Source organism: Ignavibacteriota bacterium (assembly GCA_016707525.1).
Classification (GTDB): domain Bacteria; phylum Bacteroidota; class Ignavibacteria; order UBA10030; family UBA6906; genus JAGDMK01.
Window position 1 is genome coordinate 118096 of the sequence record JADJHP010000009.1, and the last position, 19490, is coordinate 137585.

Here is a 19490-nt window from a genome sequence, read left to right on the forward strand (position 1 = left end):
GCATCCCATCTGCTGACGGCTGCAAATAGATGCACCGCTCCTATACGTTTCACGACATTCCATCCGTGTGAGGGGCCGCATGCACGGCCCCCTACGTCGTTCTCGCCCTCATCTTCCCCCACATCCACACCGCCACACTGACCGCCAACCCCGGGAACATCGGTTCGATGCCCCACGGGTACGACTCGGCACTGCCATACTGCAACTGCCAACCCGCAAGCATCCAGATCAGCGAGGTCAACCACCCACCAAGCATCGCGTAAAATGCCGTCCGCGCGTCCACACGCAGATCGTCGAAGTATGACGTGACGAGCGGCACCAGCAAGCCGGGAACAAGCGTGGTACCGATCACATACCAGAGCTTGATCACCGAAGGCACGGCGAGCGCAAGACCGATGGCGAGCACCGCACTTACGACCATCCCCCACTGCACACGCCGCCGCTCATGCTTCCCCGCCTCCTCCCCGTCCTGGAGACCCGCCTCGTGCTCCGTACTCCCTGCTCCATACACCGTGCTGCCCTGTTCTCTCCAGCCCCTCATCAACCGAACCATATCACGCCCGAGCATGGTCCCCGACACCAGCATCAGGGTGTTGAGCGTGGACATCATCGTCGCGAGCAACCCCACAAAGAAGAACCCTTTCGCCACCGGCGGCAGAAGCGCTTCAGCGATCAGCGGATACGCCATCACCGGCTGCGTGATCCCGGGCAATGCTGCGCGCGCATACAAGCCCACGGTCGCGGTCATCATGTCAAAGATCACCCAGAAGAGCACGGACCACAGGATCCCTCTTCGTGCAACGTCAGGCGATGACGCTGCGGCACAACGCTGGTAGAAGGATGGGTCGACGAGCGTCCACAATGCGATGAAGAACCAAACGATGATGAATTGCGGCGACGACCCGCCGTGCCACGTCAGATGCAATGGCGGAAGATGGGCGGCAAGGAAATCCCATCCACCATACGCATGCACGGCGAACGGAAGAATGAGCCCGAACCCGGCGAACATCAGAATGAACTCGTACACATCCGTATACACATCGGCCCGGAATCCGCCGGCGAGCAGGAACACACCTGTGACGATCGTACCGCTGAGGATGCACAGCGGCAACCCCCACCCGGTGATCATCTGGATGAGCACGCCGATCATCAACACATACGGAGCCGGCGTCATGAGAAGGAAGGTCAGCCACGCCCCCAGGAACGCAGTCCGCCGGTCATACACCTGCTCGAGACGGTCGGGGATGGTGATCCCTCCGGCAGAGCGGATCCGTCCCGCAAGAAGGAATGCAAACAGAATGGCAAAGATGTAGTACGGCACGCCCTGCATCACCCAGGTGGCAATGCCGACAGAGTACGTGAACTCCCCCACACCGAGGATGCCTCCGTACCACGTGGACACAAGCGTCATCACGAAGACCGGGACGGTCAGGGAGCGCCCGGCGAGCAGGAATTCCGCCGCGCTACGTGCGCGCTGGCGCCGTACCGCATACCAACCGATCCCGAGCACGCCTGCCACGTACAACACGACCACCGCGATGTCCCACCCGGAGAAATGGATCATCGTCCCCGTCCGCACCTGGCCAGGACCATTCAGTGATCTCCGAAGCGCGCGAGCACAAGCACCATCAAACGGCCATGCTTGATGTTCACGGAGAACGAACGTCCGCGGACCACATTGCTCACCGCAACATCACCGGTGCGGAGCGTACCCTCCACCAGCGGGTACCGGAGCCCGCGCAGCGTGACGCCGGAACACGTGCCGAAGGGCACAAGACTGACGGTGGTGCCGGACGGCGCAGTGAACTTCCGCGTAGCGGTGATCGGCACAGCATACCAATCCTCACCGACGAAGCAGATATCCATATCCGGCAGATAGTGCCAGCACACGGACAGGTTCGCCAGGGTCATATCCAACCTGCGTCCCGTCGCCCCTGCGATGATCATCGCCGTGTCGCCCTCGGCAGCACAGTGGTCCAGTGCCTTCTCGAGGTCAGTGTTGTCCTGACTCGGGATGCGGATGGTCGGCACCTTCGCAAAAACACGGCGCGTGGCGGGCGTCACCGAGTCGAGGTCGCCGAGAATGAGGTCAGGCACGAGTCCGACCGCACGGACGGCATTGGCACCGCCGTCGGCGGCAACCATACGGTCGGCCCGCGTCAGCATCCGCCGCACGAGACCGCGGGACGGCGGTTCACCATTGCAAATGAGCAGCGTGGTCATGAGATGCTCCTCCTGTCAGAGCATGATCGCGATCTGGAAATATGCGTTGCGTTCCGCACCCACGAAGAACTGATCGCCTTCACCATACGCAGCGTACAACGTGTCAAAGATGTTGTTCACCTGGACCTTTGCTTCAACGTCCACATCTTGTAGGATGCCACGGAAAAGCCACGAGCTCGCGGCATCGGCAACGAAGAACGGGTCCACCGTGCGGGCTTCGTCCTGGAAGTTGTCGGTGTACTGCTTGCCAATGTACCGAGCGGAAAGCGAAAAAGAAAATGGTCCGTGACGGTGTGCCAGCCGCATATTGGCAAGGAAGGATGGGAACCCCGCGATAGGGTTGCCGTCCAGGGCCTGAGCGCTCCCTCTCGAGTAATCCCTGTGCCGGATGAACGAGTTCCGGCTCAGGGTCGCATGGGCCTCAACATCCAACCCCTCGACGATCCGCACACGTCCTCCCGCCTCGATCCCCAGATGCCGCGTCCGTGCCGCATTGCCGGTGATCGGTTGCCCGAACCGGTCCACCTGACCGCTTTTCACGATCTCGTCGGTGAATTCCATCCAGTACAGGTTCACCGAAAGCCGCACATCATCACTCGTATAGCCGCCACCGAGCTCGACATCCAACAATGCCTCGGGCGTGACCAGAGGATCGACGAAATTGAACCTCCCGGCCGCATCCTGCGCGAACTGCGGGGCCACGCCCCCCCACGAGGCGGGTGTGCTCGCTTCGGCAGCATCGTAGAGATTCTTCAGCCGGGGTTCCCGCTGTGTGTAGCCGATGTTCGTGTAGAGATTCCACGACGGGTCGAGATTCAGGTTGAGACCCACCCGGGGATTCAGGAAGTGATAGGGGACCGCAAAGTCGTTCCCGAGAAATTTCTCATCATAGAGGCGGTACCGGTTGTACGCATACTGGAGCGAGGCCATGACCGTCATGTCCGATGGCAGGTCCTGGATCACATGAACATAGGCCGACCCCATGTCCTTCGCTCCGCGGTACTCATAGTACCGGTGGTCCAGCGGAACCCCCACCGGCAACTCTTGTGTCCACTGCACACGCCCCCAGTGCTGCGAACGGTGCAACCGTACTTCACCGCCAACGATCACTTCTCCGGTCCCATGCTTCCACGTGAGGCGCGGGAGGAATCCCCACTGCCGGTTCTCCACCTTCGCGCGGATGAGCGCTCCCGGGAGATAGAGCGTATCGGGATCACCAGCGATCTGGAAACCGTTGTCCCGTGTGATGCGATAGTACGAGTACGGCGCCCAGGTTCCGTCATAGTCGAAGAACCCCTCCCCAAGGACAAGAAAGGCAGTGGAGTTCAGGGTCAGGGCGGGTGTGAGGTGCCATTCATGGAGAAGCTCATAGTGCGGCTGGGAGAAATTCTCGATCTCTTCCGGCCTGGCAATGGGATTGGCGCGGCGGCGGTCGCGGTCCTGCACGTCGGATTTCGGGATGCCATAGTACGCGAGCCCATCGGAGACCGGCCCGCCATAGATGTGCACCTGCGTGGTCATCGTCGCATCGTACCTCGCGAATCCGAGGAAATAGCTGTTGAAGTCGGCCCATGCGCGGTCGCGATACCCGCTGCTCATGATCTTGGAGAGACGCGCATGCATGGCATACGTGTTCTCAATGAGTCCGGAAGAAAATGCCGCCGAGTATTTCCGCGTGTTGTAACTCCCGATCCCCGCGAGCAGATGCAACGACCGTTCACGCCCGAGATGGGAGGTGACGAGGTTCACCGAACCTCCGATGGCAGGTGGGCCGTAGAACGAGCTGCCGGCACCACGCTGGACCTGAATGTCCTGGGCGCTCCCGGCAATATCCGGAAGATCCAGCCAGTAGACATTGTGGTCTTCGGGATCGTTCTGGGGGATGCCATTCACCATCACCGCGATGCGACGCGCATCGAACCCGCGGATGTTCAGATAGGTGTACCCGATCCCGTTGCCGCTCTCGGAGTAGTAGGTCGTGGAGGGGAGTTCTGCGAGCAGTGCCGGAATATCCTGCACGGTATGTCGCTCGCGCAGCGACTGCCCTTCGAGGGTCGAAAAGGCCGCAGGGGTTTCCCGCTCGCGTCCGCGCGTGGCGGTGACCGTCATCGGTTGGCCCGGCAGAACCGTGGGCATGAGCACCACGGTCACGTCGACCGCCACATCCTCGGTCACGGTGATGCCCGAGAGGGACGGGACGTACCCGACGAATGTCGTGCGCAGGGTGGTGAGGCCTGCCGGAACACCCGTGAGCACGCACCGACCGGTGCTGTCGGTTTCACCGGCGATCGATGCGACACCGATGGTACAATGGGCTCCGGCCAGCGGGCGGCGATGTTCGCCATCCCGCACGGTCACCCGTACCGTTCCTGCCAGCGCTCCCCCAACAGAGAGCATCAGCATGACGCAGAGCAGTTTTCGTTTCATCTCTTCCTCCCTACAAAAAACAATACGCCGCTTCTCCGGTAGAGGACTTCGGGAGAAACGGCGTGCATGGCGGAAGAACACGACTGCATCCGTTTCCCTACGCTGGTATGGCCCAGATCAGGTTCCAGGGTGTGATCTCAGTCCCGCACTGTGGGCGGGACACCCCTAACGGTAACGCCCTATGGTACCGGAATACATCCTCAGAAGCAAGTCTTGACAACCTCCTGCATTCTCCGCACATTTGTCCGGCACACTACCGATCACGATCATAGAACTGAACCCGGATGCCGGAACTCCCCGATCTCCTCCATATGCAGAAGTACCTCCGCGCACACGTGGTCGGGCAGACCATTACTGCCGCGGAACTGCGGCAGCCCATCGTCCTCCGCAATGCCGTCGGCGATCCCCCGGAATTCATCCTCAAGTCCCTCGCGATCACCGCGGTGAACGTCCACGGACCGTTCATCCGCTTCACGATCAGCTCCACACTGGAGCTCATCATGAATCTCATGCTGGCCGGACGCATCCAGCACCAGCGGAAGCCGGACAAGACCCTCGGCCATCTGTGCATGGTCCTGCACCTGTCGGACGGCACACGCCTGAACATCTGTGACGAGCAGAAGATGATGAAGATCTACTTCGTGCATTCGGGCGTCTACACCTCGATCCCGAATTTCACGAAGCTCGGGCTTCCCATCATGGATCCCTCATTCACTCTGGATGCGCTCGCGGCCGCGGCGAAGGAACATTCCCGGAAACAGGTCCGGGTCTTCATCAACGACCACACCATCCTGAACAGCATCGGGAATGCGTACGCGGACGAGATCCTGTTCGCGGCGGGGATCCACCCCAAGACCATCGTCGCATCCCTGACCGGAGAGGATCTGCAGAAACTCCATACGGCGGTCGCCGGAGTGATGACCGATGGGGTCCGCGCGGTCGCCGCGGCGAACCAGCCCATCCACATCAAAGTGCGCGACCATATGAAGGTCCGCAACCGGAAGGGACAACCCTGCCTGCAATGCGGCACGATCATTCGCCGCGAGGGCGTCCGCGGCTACGACGTCTTTTTTTGCCCCACCTGCCAGCCGGCCCGCCGCAAGGTGTTCGTCGATTGGAGCACACTCCCACCACCGGCGGCCCCCGGAGCGGATTGCGAATAAGGCGGATTCACCGTATCTTTGAGCAATACGAGCACCCGTTCCTGCCAGGAGTCCGACCATGAACCTCCATGATCTATTGACGCGCGACGCTGACGATATCCTGCGGGATGCCGGCGATGCGATCCAGCGTGCGCACCTGCATAGCTACGAAAAGGCCGGCAGCGAGAATACCCACCACCGCCTGAAAGCCCTTTTCACGCTCACGGTGCGCGCCGCAGCGGAACGGAACCTGGGGCCCATGATCGCTCACGCCGAAGGGATCGCCCGGGAGCGCTTTGAATCCGGGTTCGATCTCTGGGAAGTGCAGACAGCCTTTAATGTGCTCGAAGAGGCCATCTGGGTCCGCATCCTCAAAGAACTCCCGCCGGAAGCGTATGCCGAAGCACTCGGACTCATCAGCACGGTCCTCGGCGTGGGGAAAGATACCCTCGCCCGCCGGTATGTTTCGCTCGCGAGCAGGTCGCGGGTGCCGACACTGAATCTCCAATCCCTCTTCACCGGGACCGAGGGCTGACCAACGGCCGTCCACTCTTAACCATGAGGATCGCATGCGCAGTCTGACTGTGATCTGTACCCTTGTTCTCCTGTCCGTGATGTGCACGGTTTTTGCCTTCGGACAGGATGCCATCCGCGCGCAACTGTTCGGGGAGACCGACAAACTGCTCGAAGCAGCAAAGGCCGGGAACGCGCATCTCTACGCTCCGACCCAATACGAAAAGGCGATGGAAGCCTATCAGGACGCCGAGGCGGCCCTCAAGAAGGGAAAGGACCTTGAAGGGATCCGCGAGACCCTGACCGAGGCGAACGGCTATTTCCAGCGCACCCTTGAGGTGTGTAAGGTCGGTCAGGTCGCGTTCGCAGCCGTCATGAATGCCCGCGGCGATGCCATCAGCGCCGAAGCGGCGCGGTTCTCGCCTGAGCCGTGGACGAAGGCCGAAGAGCAACTGAAGAAAGCCGCCATGGACCTTGAAGACGGCGACATGAACGACGCCAAAGCACGAGCAGGGGAGGCGGAGGGAATGTACAGGACCGCGGAACTGGAAGCGATCAAAGCGAACTACCTGGGGCCCGCCCGTGCTCTCGTGGATAAGGCGGACGAGATGGATGCACGGGAGAGTGCTCCGGCCACCATCACTGCGACCGAGAAGCTGATCCGCCAGGCCGAAGAGCTCCTCAAGTCCAACCGCTACGATACCGACGAGGCACGCCAACTCGCCCAGGAAGCGAAGTACGAAGGCCAGCACGCCATCACACTCTTCCAGTCGATCACTGCATTCAAGAAATCTGAACGTACGCTCGAAGACCTGATCACGACCTACGAAGGCTACCTCACGACGGTGGGGAAAGCCCTGGATATGACGGCACGCTTCGACGGCGGCCCCGACGCTGCGGTGAATGCGCTCACCGCGGAGATCAATAAGCGCGAAGCGGAAACGGCCCGGGAGCGCGGGACGATCAAGCGGCAGGAAGAAGAGATCGTAACGCTCAAACAACAGATCGCCTCGATGGAAAGCCGCCTCGGCTCCCTCACGGAAGCCGAACGGGAACTGAAGCGCCGCATCGAGATCCAGAAGCGCCAGGAGGAGACGTTCACGGTGGTCTCCGCCATGTTCACCAAACAAGAAGGCATGGTACTCCGCGATGGACAGAACGGGATCATCCGCCTGTACGGACTCACCTTCCCTCCCGGCAGGAATACCATCGATCCGCAGTACTTCGGATTGCTGACGAAGGTCCAGGAAGCCATACGTAAATTCGGACGCTCGCAGGTATCGGTGGAAGGCCACACGGATTCGCGCGGAAGCGACGATGCGAATCAGAAGCTCTCCGAAAGCCGGGCCCTCGCCGTGGCCGAATACCTGCGTGCCAACATGGGCGGCAACTTTCCGATCGTCTCCCAGGGCTTCGGCGAAAGCAAACCGGTCGCCTCGAACGATACCGAGGACGGGCGGGCCAAGAACCGGAGGATCGATATCATCATCGTGCCGGAATGGGCGGTCAAGTAGAGAAAAGAGCATCGACAAAGAACAATGGTTGAGGGGAATTGAACATGATCAGGACGATTGCGGATTTTGAACGTGGCTGGGCCACGGAGATGGAAGCCACCCAGAAGATCTTCAAACACATCACGACGGCGTCGTTGACGCAGGTGGTGCACAAGGATGTCCGTACGCTCGGACGCCTGGCCTGGCACATCGTGACCTCCATGCCGGAAATGGCCGAGCGTACGGGGATCCATCCTGCCGGACCTGCTCCCGATGCACCCATCCCGGCGACTGCGAAGGAGATCTTCGACGCCTACAGCACTGCAGCGATCTCTCTCCTGGAAGAGATCAAGAAGAACTGGACCGATGAGACGCTGCAGGTACAGGACGACATGTACGGGGAGAAGTGGACGCGGAGCCAGACACTCACCGTCCTTATCACCCATCAGATCCATCACCGCGCGCAGATGACGGTGGTGATGCGCCTCCTCGGATTGAGCATCCCCGGCATCTACGGCCCCGCCCAGCAGGAATGGGCCGCGTATGGCATGCAGGCCCCGGCCATCTGATGCACGGCAGGCCGGCCACTCCACACAGTTCAACGACAACGGCACGATCGTGTTCCTGAAGCCACGGTGGTATCAAGTCCTGCCAGAACATATCCGCCCTCCGGAAGAAAAGCTGGAGGAACTGGAAACACTCCGCCTCACGCTCCATATGCGCGAGGATGGATTCCTCGCCGCGATCGCTACCACCCCGTGGGCCATCGTCCGCTCCCAGGAAGCGATCCTCGAAACCATGCACCAGCAATTCCCGGAAGCGGACGATCGGCGCCTCTGGACCGCGGTCCTCATCGCGCGCTTCGAGATGAAACTTGGATCACCCGCCCCATGGGACCCACCGGAAGAGGATCTCCGCCGGCGCATGGAGACGGTCGCCGATATCGTGAGCCCGATGGGCTCCTGGCAGGAGGTTCTCGCGTATATCCTGGAGATGGACAAGGAAGGGATCAATCTTGATCCTATGGGGCCGCACATGCTGATCGAGAAGATCCTCGCTTCATGAGCGGAACCTTCCTCCTTCGCACGCCCCGCAACTTCTCCTTCTGGCGCACCGCCTACAGCCATGGCTGGTACGATCTCCTCCCCTTCGCCTCCGATCGTGCGAACCAGACGCTCTCACGCGTCCTCCGTCTGACCGATGGGTCGATCGTCGGGTGCGAGATGCGCGCTGCCAGAGAAGGTGTGCGTGTCCGATGCACATCGACAACTCTTCTGTCGGCCACACACCGCAAAGAACTGCGCGCAACGCTCGGGACGTGCTTGCGCCTGGATGAGGATCTTTCCGGATTCTATCGTGCCATGCGCCGCCTACCGGACTACCGCTGGATCGCACGCCATCATGCCGGACGGCTTCTCCGCGCACCCACGGTCTTCGAGGACGCCGTGAAGATGATCTGCACGACGAACTGTACATGGGCACTCACGGTGCAGATGGTGCGTGGCATCGTGGGGAGGTTCGGCCCCACCGACGGTGCGCTCACGGCATTCCCCGATGCAACGTTGATCGCAGGGTCGACCGAGGCGACACTCCGCAGAGAATGCTCCACGGGATATCGCTCCCCCGCCCTGCTCGAACTCGCCACTGCGGTCGCTTCCGGCCGCCTGCCGATCGAATCATGGCGCACAACAACCATCGGCACCGGAGAACTCTTCGATGCGATGTGTACGGTGCGGGGCATCGGACCGTACGCGGCCGGCAATCTCCTCCGGCTTGCAGGACGGTATGAACACCTCGGCCTGGATTCCTGGGTGCGCAAGCAATGGCGGACGTTGCATGCACGTGGCCGGAACGTCAGTGATGCGCGGATCGAACGCTTCTATGAGAAGTATGGCCAGTGGAGGGGGTTGATGTTCTGGCTGGAGATGACGCGAGACTGGCATGACGAGAAATTCAGAACAAAAGGCGGGCCGTAAGGCCCGCCTTTTGTCATTCTCCTGGATGGAGCAAGGACTCAGTCGCCGAGACAGGTCCCGACCGCACGCGCGGCAAAGACCAACTGCGAATCCGGAGCCACAAGACGCTGACGGCCGACAGCATCCGCCAGCGGCACGGTCACCACATCGTTCCGCTGCAGACTCGTCATGACGCCGAACTCTCCCGACGATGCCGCCTGCAGGGCAGCCGCGCCGAAACGCGTCGCGAGAATGCGGTCGAACGACGTCGGGCTGCCACCACGCTGTGTGTGCCCGAGCACCGTCACGCGCGTTTCCACACCCGTTTCCTCTTCGATCCGTTTCGCCACCAGCTCGCCGATCCCGCCCAGACGCACAGGGTCCGTCCGTTTGCTGTCCATCTCCTTCACCGACACCTCGCCGCCCTTGGGCTTGGCACCCTCTGCGACCACCACGATGCTGAACTTCGCACCCCGGCTGCGCATGAGCACCGTGTCGAAGACCTTGTCCCACGAGAACGGGATCTCGGGGATAAGAATGATATCCGCTCCGCCGGCAATGCCCGCCCCGAGGGCGATCCAACCTGCATAACGACCCATGGTCTCCAGCACGATCACCCGATGATGCGCGGACGCCGTGGTCTGCAACCTGTCGATCGCCTCGGTCGCGACCGATCGCGCCGAGTCGTGGCCGAACGTGATGTCCGTGGCCTCGAGGTCGTTGTCGATCGTCTTGGGTACGCCGATGACGTTCAGGCCCATCTGCGATAGCTTGTGGGCGATGATCTGCGTGCCATCGCCGCCGATCGTCACCAGCACGTCCAGTTTCATGTTGCGGTAATGGTCGAGCACCTGCTGGGACGCGTCAACAATGCGGATATTGTTGCGCTCTCCCATGGGGAAGTGGAAGGGGTCCCCTTTGTTGGACGTACCGAGGATGGTGCCGCCCTGATTGATGATGCCGGTAACATCGAGTGGCGTGAGCTCACGGTGGAGGCCCTCCACCATGCCTTCATACCCATCCACGATGCCGATCACTTTCGCATTGAAGTGACGCATGGCTGGTTTTGCGATACTGCGGATGACCGCATTCAGTCCGGGGCAGTCACCGCCTCCGGTGAGAATTCCAATGCGATTCAATTTCATCGCGTTCCTTTTCTCCTTGCTTGCTGTATGTCAGGAATATTCAGCCTGAAATATAACCTATTCGAGCAACGAAGCAACTTCTCAGGGACACCCGCTTATATTATCGGTAAAAAGCAGCTCAACTTTAGCCTTTTTCTTCTTCAACCGGCAAGAAACAGCTCCACCTGACCGGTTTCCAGCGTGAGGTCATGCGTCCTGAGAGGATCACCCCCTGAGCTTCTCCGCATGGGCCGTGGGAGGGTCAATGTGCGCTGACCGGCATCGGTGGCGACGAGCATCGCTGCATCGTGCGTGGCCGTCACGATGTCGTGCCGCGTACTCCAGAGGGGGACCCCGGCCTTGCCGGCAAGCGCACACAGGATCCTCACAGGGATCGGCGCCGACCCGACGTAGACCGAGGTGAATCCGTCATGCTCTCTGCGGGCGAATGCGGGTCCGAGCCCATCCTGCCACTCGCCGAGCACTTCTGCACCCCTGTCACGCACCACGAAGCGCGGGTAATGATGTTCCTTCACGCCGAACCCCGCCTCGAGCGTGTCGCCGGCACCCGCCATCGTGGTGCGGATGAGCATCGGTCCCGGATCTTCGCTCACGCTGAACCGGAATCCCGTCAACCGCTCCATCCGCTTCAGATCCAGACGCTGTGGCGTGATGAATGCCGGCGCGTAATACCACACGACCGTCGTCCCGCTCCCGCGGAGCTTCGCCTGCATCGCACGCACATCCTCATCGCTCATCAGGAAAGCATTCACGGCGAAGATCATCTTGTATCTCTTCACATCCTCCCGGGTGAGGTCGAACGTGAAGAGCGAATCGAGCGGCGCACCCATCCGGCGCAGCGAACGCGTCTGCGTGTTCACGAACCAGTGATTGATATAGTCCGTGGACTTGATCCCGTAACTCTCCCAGGGCAGGTCCGCAAGCCAGTGTGCGGTAGCGCTGAAGCTCTGTTGATCGAAGAGCACGCACATGTCCCCCTCGCTGCTGATGTCCATCGCAGGCCGGCGCCCGGCAAGGGTCATCAACGCCCGTATCTCGTTGATGATCGGTGCACCGGAGTACCATCCCTCGGGGCATGATTGAGCGGACCGAAGTCGAACAGCCAGCCCCCGACCCCGTTCGCCAGAACACCCCCGATGTCGCGGCGCAGGATGCGGAGAGAACCCTCCACCGTGCCGCTGCCCGATCCTCCATGGCCACCGATGACATCGTGTGCCACCGTGTCGCGGTACGTACTCGGATCCAGTTCAGCGATGAACAACTTTCCACGCCGGTGCAGGGACCCCATCGGCATCCGGTACGCGCCGTCGCCCGCCACCCCCCTGGGATGCCCGAGAACATTCCCGGCGCCATCGGTCATGGTGACACGGACACCATGTGCATCGGTGGTATTCCCCGGCTGATACGTATACGGTGAGGCAATGTAGTCAATGTACGGTGAGTCGAGCACCGTGCGCGCCGCAAGATACCCCCCCTCCTGCAAACGCGGTTGTTCAGTGACGTAGCCATAGAACACGCCACAGAGCACCCTGTTGTGCATGGCCTCTTTGATGGCCCGGCAGATATGGATGACCGTATCCGCTATGACCTCATGGTAGGCGGTGTAGAACCGCATCACATCGCCTTCCTTCTCGGGGTCCCGCAGGAGGCCATACGTGGTGGTGCGCCGGGCAAGGGGATCGGGAATGGCTCCGACGAGCTTCTTCATCGGCGCGCTGTAGTCCGGCATGTTCATCTCACCGCAGTAATTCCATTCCGCGGTCCGCCCCGTCGTGGGATGATACCCTATCACCCTGCTCCGCAGGGGTGATGCCTCGATGTGCCCGATGAATGCCTTCAGCATCGCGGCGGTATCCTCGCGCCACACGCCGGAGGCGAACGACGCTTCGCGGACCTCCGCACCGATGCGCAGGACATATCCACCCTCGAGCACCGGGAGCTTTCTCTTGCGGGCGATGTTGTATTCAGACTCCTTCGTCGGCAGCCCGAACACCGTCAGTTCGTCCGGATGCGCGTCCTTCCACCACTCGGGGGTGTCGAGTTGCAGACGGGGAAGGAAGTATGCCTCAGGGACCAGCGTGAGCAGGCGCCCGAGGAACCGATCGATCTCCGTCCAGTCGTACGTGTTGATACCCCGCCACGCCGATTCCAGTCCGATCACCGGATGCAGCAGCGTGATCCCCGCCTCGCGATAGTTCGCGGCGGTCTGAAGCATATGGAGACTGGTGCCCCAGAAGGGGAAGACCTCGTTGTCATTCAGGAAAAGCCGTGCACCGCCCCGCTCCATGCGGATCGCCGCACGCATCGGTTGCTCGCCGCGCAAACGGGCGAAGGGATCATCATCAGCGAGCGGGATCGTGTTCAGGAAGGCAAGGTCCTTCAGAGCAAAGGGGGCAAGCGTGAATGCACCTGTTGCTCTGCCGAGCAGCCGGTTGAACTCGCGTCGGTTCACACGGGACTCCTTGGAGGTGGTCGGATCCCTCAGCGGGAAGAAGGAAGGGAACGGAGGATCTCATCCTGATCGGATGGCCGGACCTGATACCGCTCGCGGATATCATCGAGAGCCGCCGCATCGTCCCGGCTCACACGGCCGGTGCTCAGCGCAGTGCTCACCGCATCGCGGTACGCCTCGATCTGTGCCTGTCCCTCGACATTGGCACAATCGGCGTCATCCAGGCCGAGCGACGACTTTGCGACATCCAGCATGATGCGTGCGTCGCGCGTCGGCGGACCATCGATCCACGCCCGTTGGAGCATGGCATGGTACATCTGTACGGATTCCCGTTTCAACTGATCGCGCTGGTCCAGCACGCTCCGTTCGCGCCTCGCCTGGTCGCGCAGATACTGCTCGCTTTGCTGGATACGGCGCTGGACCAGCGTTTGGACTTCCTGGCGGCTCTTTTCAAGACTCAGGATCGCGGTCTCGAGCTCGCGGGCAGCCGCATTCCCCGGACTCATCGCATACACCGCCTCGATCTCGTTCAGCGCCTTGCTATGGTCGCCGGCCCGGTATGCTTCCGTGGCGCGTTGGACCGCATCGGTGATGTGGCGTTCGAGGCGGCTGCGTTGCCGCTCGAGCTCTTCGTCCTCGCGCGCCTGGTCCTTCATACGCGATTGGATCACTTCGAGTTGACGGCGGTGATCATCCTGCAGCCGCGCAAACTCTTCACGGCGCCGCTGATGTTCGGACCGCGCAGCATAGATCGTTTGCTCGAGTTCGCGGGCGGCACCGTTGTCCGGCTCGACCCGGAACACGCGCGACACTTCGCTGAGCGCTTCCTCAAAGCGGGCACCGGCAAGATACTGCTTCGCCTGGTCGACATAGGTCTTGATCTTCTTTGCCTGCGCCTGACGGCGGCCCTCCTCGATCGCGGCACGGACGGCCTCTTCGTACTTCCGGGCGTCCTCTTCATTCTTCCGGCGGAGGGATTCCGCCTCCGCCAGTTGCCTCTGCTGCTCGGCTTCACGCTGCTTCGTGCGGAGCTCCGCCTCGGCACGCTCGCGCTCGGCGATGTGCTGGCGCTCCTGTTCCTCGTACAGCCCGCGCAGGTCGGTCTCGATCCGCACGCGTTCACTTTCCAGCGACTGGACGAATTCCTGCTCCCACCTGCGGCGCTCTTCCGCGAGCCGATCGTTGAACTGCTCGGTCATGCGCCGTTCCGTCTCCTCCTGCACGCGCTTGCGCTCATCCGCTTCCGCCTGCTGTTCCCGTCCACGCCGCTCTTCGAACCGCCGGCGCTCCTCAGTGATGCGCGCATCGCTCTCCGACCGGAGATACGTCTCCAGTTCGTTCATCCGGCGGTTGGCATCCTCCTGCAATGCAAGGAAGGCCTCCGCGTGTGCGGTCTGAAGGTCGCCTTCAAGTTTCTTCCGGTCCTCCTCGAACCGTACGGTCAACCGCTCCTCAAGCTCACGGCGCGAGGCCTCGTCCTGCTGGATGGCATCACGCTTCACATCATCCAGCCTGCGGAGCTCGAGCTCCAACTGCTCGCGTTCCTGCTGCAATTGCTCGCGTTCGCGCGAGATGGCGGCATCGACATCGGCAGTGACCTGCCGGAGCATCTGGTCGCGGACGACCTCCCGTTCGGCACTGACCTGCTCTTCCAGCGTGCGACGGGCCTCCTCGGCGGCAAGCGCCCGTTCCTCATCCAGCAGGCGCTGCGACGCTTCGCGATGCGCGCGCAACTCCTCAGCATGCGTGTGCTGCAACTCGTCGATCTGCGCAGTCAGCTCATCCCGCTCCCGGCGCATGGCCTCGGCCTTCGCCGACTCTGCGGCGAGCAGTGACTGCAACTCTGTTTCCATTTTCCGGAGAGCGGCTTCGTGCGCCGCGGCGACCTCGGCCCTCTGCTTGTCGAACTCGATGGTCAGCTCCTGCCGGAGCCGCAGCATGGCCTGATCCGACGCCTGGCCCCGTTCCGCAACGGCCTGGGCATGCGCCGCTTCCAACCGGCGCACTTCGGCCGCCAGACGCGTGTCCAGCTCTTGCTGGAGCTGCGTCCGGGCAGAAGCGGCAGTGGCCTGCACTTCCTGCAGCCGCGCGGCAAGTTCCTCATCGAACCGCCGTTCCATCTCCTCTTCGCGCCGCCGGTGCCCCTCCGCTTCGGTATTGAGCGCCGCGCGATGCTCGGCCTCGAGCCGGAGGCGCTCTTCCTCGAGCCGGCGGGCCCCATCGGCCTCAAAGCGTGTACGGAGTTCATCGACGAGTTCAAGGCGCTGGCGTTCCGCATCCTCCTGCTCCTGCCGGCGGATCTCCTCGAGGCGATTGATCTCCTGTTCCACCTTGCCGCCGAGCTCCGACTCCACCCGTTGACGGAGGAACTGCTCCAGTTGCCGCCGGTCCTCGCGCGCTGCAGCCTCGGATTCCTGATGCAACGTCTCCAATCGCGCGCGCTCTTCAGCGATGCGTCGCACGACCTCTGCTTCGAACTGCTGCCGCAATGCCGATTCGACCCGCCGGTGCTCCTCGGTCGCGTTGGAATGCTGCTCGTGCCGGAGCTTCTCGATCTGCTGACGCTCTTCCTCGATCCCCTTCGCCAGGTCCTGTTCGAATTTCGACGTCAGTTCCTGCTCGAGCTTGCGCCGTTCATTGGTGAGCGTCTCGAGCTGCTCACGATGCAACGCTTCAAGACGCGTACGGTCCTCATCCATGCGCCGCGCCAGATCTTCCTCGATCTGACGCCGCTGCTCCTGTGACGCGGCACGTTCCTCCTGCCGCGATGCCTTCAACCGGATGATCTCTTCCTGAAGCCCGCGTACGGTCTCGGCCGCGGTCTGTCGCTGCTGTTCCTCCGCCGCCTGCCAGCGCGCCGTGGCGTCCTGGAGCCGGGTCTGGAGCTCGTTCTTCCGCGCGAGTTCCGCATCCCGCTGCTCGCGCAACGCCTCCTCCTGACGCCGGTGCTGTTCGGACAACTGATCGCGCTGTTCCTGCAGGCGCTCCTGCAGTTCCGTCATCGCGTGACGGCGCAGGGCCTCCTGTTTGTGCTTCTCATCCTCGATCTGTTCTCGGAGTTCGAGCAGTGCCGCACGGGCACTCTCAAGTTCCGAGACGAGAGCCGGGTCCGGGGCAGCGGGAGCGGCGGCCGAAGCAGGAGGAACAGCGGGTGCTGGTGCCGTGGATGCGGGTGCCGCAGGAGCGGCCGGGGGGGCCTTCGTCGGCGGTGCCGGTGCGGCACCGGGCTGCGCCTTCTGCTCCTGCAATTTGCGCTGCGCTTCTTCAAGCTTCTTCTTGATCTCCGCAAGGGCGGGCATACCGGTCCGCGGTGGCTCACCCGGAAGAGGCGGACGGGGAACGGCGCGGTCCGATGGGGGGGCGTCGAGCTTCTGGTGGTCACGCTGCTCGATCGCGTACTTGATGCGCTCCTGATACGCCAGGGCGTACGCATTCTTCGGGTCGGCCTCCATGGCCATATTCACAAGCCGCGCAGCCCCTTCAAAGTCACTGCCTTTGAAGAGCTTGTCCGCCATCTTCAGGAGGTCCCCCGCCCGCTTGCGGCGTTCCTGCTGTTGCGCGTCTGTGATTTCAGCCACGGAAACTGGTCCCCGGTACGTTACGTGAGATCATCGTGTCACAGAGCGGAGGAATTCTTCATCCGTTCTGAGATTGAACAGATCCATATCCACGATCGCCTGCAGGTCATACCGGATATCCAGTGCCTGCGTCAGATAGGTCATTGATCGTTCTCTGTCGCGCTGCAGCGCATACATGCGCGCCGCAGCATGCAGAACTCTGCTGTCACCCGGCGCCAGAGCGAGCGCCTTCTCCATCGCCGCACCCGCATCCCGGAACGAACCAAGGCGGGTCTGGGTGAGCGCTAACAATGCCAGCGACGACGCATCATCAGGCCTGCTCCGCAACTTCTCCTCCAGCAGCGTGCGGGCCCGCTCAAAGGAAGCCGTCCACTCGGCCTTCGGACGGCCGGCGGTCTGCGCCATGCGGCCGAACTGGTAGTGCCCCACCGGGTCCGTGCGGTCCCGCGATGTCAGGTCCGCCACAACGTTCAACGCTTCATCGGCTCGCTGCAGGTAGACCATCACGCACGCGTGCAGTTCCGCCACAACGAGATCCTGCCTGTCCTCCTGGATCGCCCGCCGGTACGATTCTTCCGCTTCCTTGAATTCACCGCGGAACTGGTGCACCGATCCCGCAGTGACATGCGACGAAGGATTCAGCGGGTCGATCGCCACCGCACGAAGCGCCGCATGCAGGGCGTCATCGGTCCTCCCTCGCAGCGTCAGGATGCGCGCAAGCTGCTTGAGTGCTTCGGCATCGCTCGGCGAAACCTCCACCGCTTCCTGCATGCGCGATTCTGCCTTGGCATAGTTCCGGTTCATCAGTTCGATCATGGCCCACACACGGAACGTCTCGGCACGGTGCGCGCCATTCGTGACGGCGTGTTGCACGTACGACAGGACCTTGGGCGTTTCCTCTGAAGGCGAAACCGTCAACCGGTCCAGGGCAAGGATGCTCGCCCATCCAAGGCCGGCCCATGCATCGCCCAGCAGAGAGTCCTGCTGCACGGCCTGCAGGAACAGGTCCCGCGCATCACCCAGCGCCGCAGGGTCGCCCGTCTGCACCAGCGCGCGGCCAACGAGATATGCGTGGTACCCCGGCGATGAACGGCGACTCCCGGGTTTCAGAAGATAGTGGTCCGCGTCGCCCACCTCGACATCCATCGCCGCAAGGAGCGCGCGCGCCACCTCGATACGCTTCGCCGGCAGATCTTCGATGGCACACTCGAAACGCGTCTGCCACTTCGGCTCAAGCTTCACGGTGTCCATCAACGCAAAACTTCCCGTGCAACGATCGCCGTCGATCGCCAGATCCGATTGAATGAAGAATCCCGCAGCAAGGCCGCGGGCAACATGCACCGGCTTCGCCGACCGTTCACGCAGCGTGAACGACGTCGCAGGGCCGACAACACGGATCGACGTCACGCTCGCGAGATCACGGATCAGATCCTCAACGAAGCCATCGGCGATCGCACCATCGTTGGTCTGCCCCGGAGTGATCGTCGGTGGGAACACGCACACCACCCGGTCGGGTGGAACAACGGCCTGCACCAGCGTTCCGATGACCAGCCAGGCGACGACGGCAAGAGCGGCAACGCCGGCAACCGTCAGGATCGGTTTGATGGGGATCTTGACCTTCGCAACCTGCGTCGCAAGACGATCGAGCGTGGGCTCCTTCGCCTTCTTCGGTTGTGCAGCGGCAGCAACATCAGGGATGCCCGCGATCGGATCGCCATGGTCCGCCGACAGCTCGGTCGGCCCCCAGAAATCGGAGTCCTTTCCGCCAAGAGGAACAGCCGGCTTCGGTGCGGGAGCAGGCAAGGGCTCTGCCGCACGGTGCTGCGCCGCCTCCTGCTTGATGACCTCCGCAAGCTGCCATGCATCTTCGATCTGCTGGCGCAACTTGATCGCTTCGGTATGCTCGGGGTCCAGAAGAAAGACCTGATTCAATGTCTGTAACGCAGCCTCGTACTTCTCCTGCTCATAGAGCGCGTGCACCGAATCCAGGAGGTCACTGATCCGCTCGTTCAGATGTGCGGATGAGATAGGAGCGGGCGCCACAACGGGCGCAGGTGGAGACGGAGGCGCTGGAGGGGGTGGCTCGGGAGTGAAGACCGTGGGCTCGCACTCGGGTTCAGGTGCCGGGTGCGGGGCAGCGTCGGCATCCAATTCCCTGATGGCCGCGAAGGCAAGTCTGTCATGGAACCCGGACAATGCAGGATCTGCCGGATTCAGAGCTTCAAGTTCGTCGAGAAGATCGCGGGCGTTCTCGAGGTTCCCACGATCGAGCGCGATGCCAAGCCGCTCGCGCAGGATCACCGCACGTTGCTCGGTATCCGCCTTTCCGGACACTGAAGGGGGGAACTGACCCTGAAGCGTAGGAAACGGCGACGATGCTTCACCGTCCGCATTCTGTCCGAATCCGCTGGCGGAGGAACGCTCTTCCTCCTCGATGCGCTTCAGCTCATCTGCTTCGGCCCGGCGCCGAATCTCTTCCAACAAACGCTGACGGTCGTCGTCGTGTTGGGTGTTTGGCTCATTTGTCCCCATTACCCAAAAATATATCCAAAACACCTACGA

14 protein-coding genes and 1 riboswitch are annotated in these 19490 nt (G+C 62.1%); of the genes, 6 read left to right on the forward strand and 8 right to left on the reverse strand.

What is annotated here, in order from left to right:
* Window positions 1-91 precede the first annotated feature (91 nt).
* The 3 genes from IPI01_15075 to IPI01_15085 are packed head-to-tail and all read right to left on the reverse strand — an operon-like array spanning window position 92 to window position 4650.
* Complete coding sequence (locus tag IPI01_15075) at window positions 92-1564, reverse strand: sodium:solute symporter family protein (GenBank protein MBK7259090.1); 1473 nt, start codon at window positions 1562-1564, stop codon at window positions 92-94.
* 29 nt (window positions 1565-1593) lie between these two features.
* Entirely contained in the window at window positions 1594-2223 is a 630-nt protein-coding gene (locus IPI01_15080) for a thiamine diphosphokinase (protein ID MBK7259091.1), read from the reverse strand.
* 15 nt (window positions 2224-2238) lie between these two features.
* Window positions 2239-4650, reverse strand: a complete 2412-nt coding sequence (locus tag IPI01_15085; GenBank protein MBK7259092.1) for a TonB-dependent receptor — start codon at window positions 4648-4650, stop codon at window positions 2239-2241.
* Between the two features lie 77 nt (window positions 4651-4727).
* Window positions 4728-4827: riboswitch (TPP riboswitch) on the reverse strand.
* Between the two features lie 107 nt (window positions 4828-4934).
* Here IPI01_15085 and IPI01_15090 point away from each other — a divergent pair.
* The 6 genes from IPI01_15090 to IPI01_15115 are packed head-to-tail and all read left to right on the forward strand — an operon-like array spanning window position 4935 to window position 9774.
* Complete coding sequence (locus IPI01_15090; protein ID MBK7259093.1) at window positions 4935-5813, forward strand: DNA-formamidopyrimidine glycosylase; 879 nt, start codon at window positions 4935-4937, stop codon at window positions 5811-5813.
* Between the two features lie 58 nt (window positions 5814-5871).
* Complete coding sequence (locus tag IPI01_15095; protein MBK7259094.1) at window positions 5872-6327, forward strand: hypothetical protein; 456 nt, start codon at window positions 5872-5874, stop codon at window positions 6325-6327.
* Window positions 6328-6361: 34 nt separating this feature from the next.
* Entirely contained in the window at window positions 6362-7819 is a 1458-nt protein-coding gene (locus IPI01_15100) for an OmpA family protein (GenBank protein MBK7259095.1), read from the forward strand.
* A 44-nt stretch (window positions 7820-7863) separates the two neighbouring features.
* Window positions 7864-8367 carry a DinB family protein gene (locus tag IPI01_15105; GenBank protein ID MBK7259096.1) on the forward strand — a complete coding sequence of 168 codons (504 nt, stop codon included), beginning with the start codon at window positions 7864-7866 and terminating at the stop codon, window positions 8365-8367.
* Window positions 8342-8863: a hypothetical protein gene (locus IPI01_15110; protein ID MBK7259097.1), complete on the forward strand. Its 522-nt coding sequence runs from the start codon at window positions 8342-8344 to the stop codon at window positions 8861-8863. Before IPI01_15105 ends, IPI01_15110 begins: the two co-directional genes overlap by 26 nt.
* A complete protein-coding gene (locus tag IPI01_15115) occupies window positions 8860-9774 on the forward strand; it encodes a Fe-S cluster assembly protein HesB (GenBank protein MBK7259098.1) in 915 nt (304 codons plus the stop codon). The genes IPI01_15110 and IPI01_15115 overlap by 4 nt, the downstream gene beginning before the upstream one ends.
* Window positions 9775-9812: 38 nt before the next feature.
* Here IPI01_15115 and IPI01_15120 read toward each other — a convergent pair whose 3' ends face one another.
* The 5 genes from IPI01_15120 to IPI01_15140 form a co-directional block, all read right to left on the reverse strand.
* A complete protein-coding gene (locus IPI01_15120; protein ID MBK7259099.1) occupies window positions 9813-10898 on the reverse strand; it encodes an ATP-dependent 6-phosphofructokinase in 1086 nt (361 codons plus the stop codon).
* A gap of 140 nt (window positions 10899-11038) precedes the next feature.
* Entirely contained in the window at window positions 11039-11920 is an 882-nt protein-coding gene (locus IPI01_15125; protein ID MBK7259100.1) for a hypothetical protein, read from the reverse strand.
* The gene (locus IPI01_15130; protein MBK7259101.1) at window positions 11920-13350 is read right to left on the reverse strand and encodes a hypothetical protein; all 1431 of its coding nucleotides are present in this window, start codon (window positions 13348-13350) and stop codon (window positions 11920-11922) included. The genes IPI01_15125 and IPI01_15130 overlap by 1 nt, the downstream gene beginning before the upstream one ends.
* A gap of 29 nt (window positions 13351-13379) precedes the next feature.
* Window positions 13380-16928, reverse strand: coding sequence for a hypothetical protein (locus IPI01_15135; protein MBK7259102.1), 3549 nt, complete (start codon window positions 16926-16928; stop codon window positions 13380-13382).
* A 30-nt stretch (window positions 16929-16958) separates the two neighbouring features.
* A complete protein-coding gene (locus IPI01_15140; GenBank protein MBK7259103.1) occupies window positions 16959-19409 on the reverse strand; it encodes a tetratricopeptide repeat protein in 2451 nt (816 codons plus the stop codon).
* Between the last annotated feature and the right edge of the window lie 81 nt (window positions 19410-19490).